Annotated in this window: 8 protein-coding genes; 2 read left to right on the forward strand and 6 right to left on the reverse strand. The window is 64.0% G+C overall.

Features of this window, described 5'->3' with window-relative positions:
• Positions 1-163 precede the first annotated feature (163 nt).
• On the reverse strand, positions 164-535 hold the full coding sequence (locus tag WBV42_RS09280; RefSeq protein WP_423985771.1) for a hypothetical protein: 372 nt from the start codon (positions 533-535) through the stop codon (positions 164-166).
• An 87-nt stretch (positions 536-622) separates the two neighbouring features.
• Here WBV42_RS09280 and WBV42_RS09285 point away from each other — a divergent pair, with 87 nt between their 5' ends.
• Positions 623-841 carry a zinc ribbon domain-containing protein gene (locus WBV42_RS09285; protein WP_066144143.1) on the forward strand — a complete coding sequence of 73 codons (219 nt, stop codon included), beginning with the start codon at positions 623-625 and terminating at the stop codon, positions 839-841.
• A 41-nt stretch (positions 842-882) separates the two neighbouring features.
• A complete protein-coding gene (locus WBV42_RS09290; protein ID WP_423985772.1) occupies positions 883-1,245 on the forward strand; it encodes a DUF5518 domain-containing protein in 363 nt (120 codons plus the stop codon).
• A gap of 304 nt (positions 1,246-1,549) precedes the next feature.
• On the opposite strand, the gene WBV42_RS09295 is transcribed toward WBV42_RS09290, so the two are convergent.
• The 5 genes from WBV42_RS09295 to dapB all read right to left on the reverse strand — a co-directional run.
• Positions 1,550-2,662, reverse strand: coding sequence for a M20 family metallopeptidase (locus tag WBV42_RS09295; protein ID WP_423985773.1), 1,113 nt, complete (start codon positions 2,660-2,662; stop codon positions 1,550-1,552).
• 4 nt (positions 2,663-2,666) lie between these two features.
• A complete protein-coding gene (dapF, locus tag WBV42_RS09300) occupies positions 2,667-3,503 on the reverse strand; it encodes a diaminopimelate epimerase (protein ID WP_423985774.1) in 837 nt (278 codons plus the stop codon).
• A complete protein-coding gene (lysA, locus tag WBV42_RS09305) occupies positions 3,500-4,747 on the reverse strand; it encodes a diaminopimelate decarboxylase (protein ID WP_423985775.1) in 1,248 nt (415 codons plus the stop codon). The genes dapF and lysA overlap by 4 nt, the downstream gene beginning before the upstream one ends.
• On the reverse strand, positions 4,744-5,583 hold the full coding sequence (locus WBV42_RS09310; protein WP_423985776.1) for a 2,3,4,5-tetrahydropyridine-2,6-dicarboxylate N-succinyltransferase: 840 nt from the start codon (positions 5,581-5,583) through the stop codon (positions 4,744-4,746). The genes lysA and WBV42_RS09310 overlap by 4 nt, the downstream gene beginning before the upstream one ends.
• On the reverse strand, positions 5,580-6,269 hold a 690-nt coding region (dapB, locus tag WBV42_RS09315; protein WP_423985777.1), incomplete at its 5' end, for a 4-hydroxy-tetrahydrodipicolinate reductase. The genes WBV42_RS09310 and dapB, both read right to left, overlap by 4 nt.

Here is a 6,269-nt window from a genome sequence, read left to right on the forward strand (position 1 = left end):
CGCACGCAAGGGAAAGAAACCGTTCGAGGCAGGGTCGCCGACTACCTGTTCTGGGAACCGGCACACTTCGTCATGGAGCGAAAGATGCTCTGCGGCGTGAAGGAACGAGCGGAAAGGACAGGAGAGACGAAAGGGAGCGGGAACTGAGGACGTTCCGTCTCGATTACTTGTAGTAATCGCGCTTGCTGTAGATGTACGCCAATATCAGGAGACCGACGACGAGGCTGATGATGGCGCTGAAGTCACCCACGAGCAACTGGAACAGGTCGCCCACGATTCGGAGTCCGTACACGATGATCGTGAGCGTCCACGCCCACGATTGGAGCGTCCATAGCCCCCACGCAACGACGAGTTGACCGATGGCGAGGACGATGATGATGAGTCCGACGATGAATCCAAAGCCACCCGTCAGTAGCGTCCCGAGCCCCCCAATGAGACTCAGAACACCGACAATTACGCTCAGAAAACACAGAATCTTGATCCCGAGCGGAGCGGTGTTCGGTTTGTTTCCGTACGTGGAATGGTTAGTACCCATAGTAGTAGATGTGAATCAAACAGTAATAAGTTTCAGTGACGTATCGACCACGAAGTATTTAGTGACTCGCTACACACTCCCCGCTATATGGACCCCGATACACACGGTACCTCCGGCTGCCCGAAGTGCGGTCACACCGAAGCCTCCACGGACTCCATCTCGACCACCGGCGGCGGACTGAGCAAAATGTTCGACATCCAAACGAAGAAGTTCACCGTCGTCTCGTGTGACAACTGTGGCTACTCGGAACTGTACAAAGACGTCCGCAATCGCGGAAGCGACGTGGTGGACGTCTTCTTCGGTTGAGGGTACACGAACCGTTTTTCACCGAAACAAATACTACACACATGTCCTCCAACAACACGTTCGTCAACTCGCTCATCGGTGCCGTCGTCACCATCGTCGTCTCGTTCGTCCCGCTATCGCCGATCATCGGCGGTGCCGTGGCGGCGTATCTCAGCGATGTACCAACCGACGAGGGCATCCGAATCGGTGCCATCTCGGGTGCGATCGCCACGATTCCGATGGCACTTTTCGGATTCTTCGTGGTCAGTATCCTCTTCTTCGGATCCATGCCCGGTGGATTCCTCGTGATCCTCGTGCTGTTCGGCGTGGTCACGCTACTGTACACCGTTGGATTGAGCGCACTGGGCGGATACCTCGGTGCGTACTTTCGGGCTGAAAGGGAGACGGGGGAAGTGGACAGGTAACGTCCGCGGACCGCCCGTAGGTTCAAATACGAACACGAAACCACTCCATGGCGTGACGCCCGAACCTGTCGCGTCGATACTCGTCCTCATCGCGTTCATCTCGTCCATCGCCCCCATCGACGAGCGACGCGATTCACCGCGTCGAACATCGACGCCATCACGGAAATCGGTCGTCACAGGGCAACCGGTAGTCCTCTTCGACCGACCGCCTCCTGAATCGATCCACTCGAAGCGACTGCTCGCAATCGATGGGACGACAGTGCCAACAGTATTCCGACTCGCGGACGAGAGGCCAAAACTAAAACTACTGGACGAGCGTCCGAAGCGTTCGGGTTACTGCGCTCGCGGCCGCGGTCACCTCGTCGACATCCACGTACTCGCCCGGGGCGTGTGCTACTGCACCCTCGTCGTCGGACAACACGCCCGGCCCGAACACGACCGTCGGCGCGGCTTGCGCGAAATAGGACGCTTCCGTGGCCGCACCGAACGGTCGTACCTCGCCGCCGCTCGCCTCCCGAAGGGTCCGAACGAGCGTCGAATCGGCAGGGGTCTCGAAGGCTTCGAGGAACGGCGTTTCCCGTTCCGCGAGTGAAACGTCCACCGTGACGGATTCGGGTGCCGCCGTCCGAAGATGGGCTTCGAGCGATTCCCGAAACTCGTCCGCGCCTTCCGGTGGGACGCTGCGTCGGTCGATGACGAACGAGCAATCGGCCGGGATCTGGTTCGTCGCCGCTCCACCAGTAATCGTTGTCGGAGTGAGCGTCGGTGCACCGAGGTCGGGATGCACCTCGTCCGTATCGAACGTGGAAAGTGCCGACAAGATCGGGGCGGCCCCGCGAATCGCATTGACACCTGCCTCGGGATGTGCGGCGTGTGCGTTCTCCCCGTACACGGAGACCGTCCCCTGAAACCGACCCCGTGCTGCGTTGCACACGTCGAGGCCGGTCGGTTCACCGACGATGATAGCGTCGGGCGGCGATGTCGGTTCGTCCGAGAGCAGTTCGAGTGCGGCCGCACCGGTCGAGTCGGTTTCCTCGTCCGGCGTTACGGCGAGCGTCAGCCGACCGCACTCCGGTTCGACGGTCAGAAACGCGTCGAGAAGCGCCGCAAGCGGCCCCTTCGCGTCACACGACCCCCGCCCGAAAATTCGGTCGCCATCACCATTCTCGTCGCCGTCACGCGAAAACGGAACGTGCGGCGGGACGGTGTCGATGTGCGTGTTCAACACGACGTGTGGGCCGTCCCCCTCCCCGACGCGCTCGGCGAGGACGTTTCCGGCGTCGTCGACGGACACATCGACGCCCGCCGCTTCGAGGGTTTCGACGAGCAGCGTCCGCATCTCGTCGGGCGATTCGTGCGACGGCGTCCGTACTGCCGATTCGAGGAACGAAATCGGATCGAAGTCGTCCGCGCTCATCGAATCACGCCTCCAAATCGAGCCGTCCCGCGTTCGAGACGTGCATGTCGCCGCCGAACTCGCGCTCGACCGGTCCGGTGAGCGTCGCGGTTCGGTCGCCGACTGTCACTTCGAGGTCGCCACCCGGCGGCGACACCGATACCTGGTCGCCGTCCACGAGTCCGAGACGGCGGGCAGCGGCCGCGATAGCGACCGCGCCGGTTCCACAGGACTGAGTTTCGCCTTCGACACCGCGTTCGAACGTCCGCTGGTCGAACCCACCCTCGCAACGTGACGCGAAGGTCACGTTCGCACCGCGTGGGAACACGTCCGCGTGCCGAATCGGCGGCGCATCGCGTTCGAGGTTCACGTCGTTCACGTCGTCCACGAACGCGACGGCGTGTGGAACGCCGGTGTTCACCGCCGTTACGTCGTAGTCGCCGACGCGCGACTCGACGAGCGGTTCGTCCCCCGCGAGCGGAACGGCGTTCGGGTCGAATTTCGGTGCACCCATCTCGATGGTCGCGCCACCGTCGTGAATGGTTGCGTGGCGCGTCCCGGCGAGGGTGTCTATCATCACTTCGTCCGCGTTCGCCTGCTTGGCAGCCCAGACGGCGGCACAGCGAGCGCCGTTGCCGCACATCTCGGCCGTGCTTCCGTCGGGTTGGACGAGCGTCATGATGACTCGCGGCGGGCGGAAGTTCGGTTCGAGCGACAGAAAGAGGACACCGTCCGCGCCGATTCCCTCCGCCCGGTCACAGACGCTTCGGGCGAACCGTGCTCGGTGAGGAACACACGCGTTCTCGTTCACGATGACGAAATCGTTGCCGGTTCCGTGGTACTTCTCGAACGAGAGGTTCATTCCCACGTCACCTCCGTTTCGGTCGCGGTAACGTCCGCGATGGTTTCGCGTCGATGGGCGACCGCCGTCCGGTCGCCGTCCACGACGACGACCGCCGGGCGTGGTCGGGAGTTGTACTGGCTTGCCATCTCGTAGCCGTAGGCACCGGCGTTACCGATCGCGAGCACGTCGCCACGCGTCGGGTCGTCGAGCATGTGGGTGCCAAAAGTGTCCGAACTCTCGCAGATCGGACCGGCGACGGTCGATTCGACGGGGTAGCCGTCCTCCCCAACGGACCTGATGTGATGGTACGAATCGTACAGCGCGGGGCGGGCGAGCGTCGTCATCCCTGCGTCGATGCCGACGAGCGTGGTTTCCGGCGTGTCCTTGACGGTGTTCACCGCCGTCAGGAGGACGCCCGCGTCAGCGACGAGGTAGCGACCGGGTTCCACGACGAGCGTGGCGTCCACGTCACCGAGTGCGTCGCGCGTCGCCGCCGCCACGGAATCGAGGTCGAGCGGCGAGTCGTCGGGATGGTACGGAACGCCGAATCCGCCGCCGACGTCAACGAATTCGAGCGGCAGGTCGATGGTTCGCGCCAGTTCGCCCATCCGCGAGACGAGTTCCCGGTGGTTGCCGAGGTCGTCACCCGAGATGCCGCTTCCGGCGTGAGCGTGGATGCCGACCACGTCGAAGTCGGCAGCAGCGGATTCGAGGAGGGAGGCGGCCCGGTCGTACGGGACGCCGAACTTCGCGTCCGCGCCGGTTCGCACCTTCTCGTGGTGGCCCGCACCGATGCCGGGGTTGACGCGGAGACAGAGTCGTCCATCGTAGCCGCGCTCGGCCAGTCGGTCGATGGTATCCTCGGCTCCGACCGTGATCGTCAAGTCCGGCTGTTCGGCGGCCAGTTCGACGACCCTGTCGAGGTCGGTCCCGGGCGGATTGACGGCGGTGTAGTGGACACGCTCGCCGGAAAAACCGGCATCGAAGGCCCGAACGGTCTCGCCCGCTGACGCGCATTCGATGCTCGCATCTTCGGGTTCGAGCGTTTCGAGCACCGCCTTCGAGGTGTTGGCCTTCGCGGCGAAGTGAACGTCCGCGTCCGGGAACGCGCGGGAAAGCCGACGGTAGTTCTGGCGAACACGCTGACAATCGATGACGTACAGCGGCGTTCCGTGCTCGTCCGCGAGCGCTTCGAGTCGGGCGTCCGACCAGTCGGCGAGTCGCCGTACCGGCGGATTGTGGCTCTCGACTGCGGGAGTCATCGGAGGGCCTCCTCACGCTCGACCTGTGCGAGCGTGTCGTCTTCCACGTCGAGGGCGACGACGGCGGGCTTGTACGCCCCGCCGTCGAACAGGTCGTGGTCGCCGAGACCGGATTCGACGAATCGGGTGAACGCGCGGCGATTCGGTGGAAGGTGGCCGTAGATGACCTCCTCGTCCACGAGGTCGTAGACGGGGATTCGCGGCGTGAGAAGCGTGTTTTCCGCGACGATACTCCCCTCACCGACGACGAACCCGGACGTGACGCGACAGCCAGCGCCGAGGGTTACGTCGTCCTCGACGATGACCGGCGTTCCCTCGACGGGTTCGAGGACGCCGCCGATGAGCGCGTTCGCGCCGAGCTTGACGTTCTCGCCGATCTGTGCACAGGAACCGACCGTATCACAGGAGTCCACGAGCGTCCCGTCGCCGATGGAGACGCCGATGTTGACGAAACTCGGGCTCATCAGGATGCAGTTCGACCCGACGTGTGCGCCCCGTCGGAGGACGGTTCCGTCCGGCGTGTTTCGGGTTCCTCGCCCGGGAAGGTCGTCCGTCTCGCGGAGCGGAAGCACGTCGTGGTACGTCACATCGCCGTATTCCTGGCCTTCGATGTTTCGCAGGCCGAAGTTCAGTAAAATGCCGTGTTTGACCCACTCGTTCGCTTCCCACTCCCCGTCGCGCTTTTCGGCGGCGCGAACCTCGCCCGCTTCGAGCGTGTCGAGGAAGGTTTCGAGGACTTCCAGTTCGTTCGCTCCGACACCGTCCGCGTCGATCTCGCCGGAGTCGTATCGTTGCCACAGTTCCCGTACGTCGTGTTCTAGGTCGCTTCGGCTCATGCCGTAATTACCTCGTCAAATCCGTACCAGCCGGGCGTTCGCCCGGCCAGCCATGCCGCTGCATCGAGTGCACCATCGGCGAACACGGCCCTGTCGGCCGCCCGATGGGCGAGTCGCAGTTCCTCGTGGTCGTTCGCCAGCAGCACCTCGTGTTCGCCCGCAATCCCGCCCGCTCGTCGGGCGTGGACACCGATTTCGTTCTCCTGACGCGGGGCGTCTCCCTCGCGTCCGTGAACCCGCTCCTCGGGACCGCCAGCGGCGGTGATACGGTCGAGGACCGTCTTCGCCGTCCCGCTCGGCGCGTCTCGCTTGCCGTTGTGGTGGGTTTCGGTCAGTTCCACGTCGTAGCCGGGCAAGTCGCTGACGGCCCCTTCGACGGCGCGGAGCAGTGCTTGCACGCCGCGCGAGAAGTTGCTCGCCACGAGGACGGGCGCGTGTTCGCTCGCTTCGCGGAGGGCGACTTCGTCGTCCTCCGTGAATCCGGTCGTGCCGACGACGCAGGGTACGCCCGCGTCAGCACATTCCGTCACGAACTCCACGCTCGCGTCGGGTACCGAAAAGTCGATCAGTACGTCGGGATCGTACTCCGAAAGCACGCTCCCGAGTGCGTCGGCCGGTTCCACCGGAACACCGTCGATTTCGCCGGATTCACGGCCCACGCCAGCGACGACGTGCACGTCGTCGCG

It is taken from the genome of Haladaptatus sp., assembly GCF_049589095.1.
GTDB lineage: Archaea > Halobacteriota > Halobacteria > Halobacteriales > Haladaptataceae > Haladaptatus.